1 protein-coding gene is annotated in these 238 nt (G+C 33.2%); it reads left to right on the top strand.

Annotation, left to right across the window (positions count from 1 at the left end; all coding sequences use genetic code 11):
- The coding region (locus tag SB756_RS34995; protein ID WP_410913871.1) for a tetratricopeptide repeat protein at positions 1–238 on the top strand (238 nt) is incomplete at both ends.

Here is a 238-nt window from a genome sequence, read left to right as displayed (position 1 = left end):
GCTATAAAAAGAACAAAACATCATGCTAAAACTGTAATTGCGCTAGGTAACTTAGCTTTTTCATATTTTAAGCATAATGATTTTAATAACGCAGTAAAATATTATAAAACTGCGTTCGACTACATCGAACCGGATAGCATTTACCAAGCAACCTATAGTTTACGTTTAGCGCAATCGTATTGGGAGTTGGGTAACAAAACACAAGCGGCTTTGTGGTTAAATAAAATAGATAGAACTA

This window comes from Pseudomonas sp. SIMBA_068 (assembly GCF_046534705.1).
GTDB lineage: Bacteria > Pseudomonadota > Gammaproteobacteria > Pseudomonadales > Pseudomonadaceae > Aquipseudomonas > Aquipseudomonas putida.
This window is presented reverse-complemented; position numbering and strand designations above follow the sequence as displayed.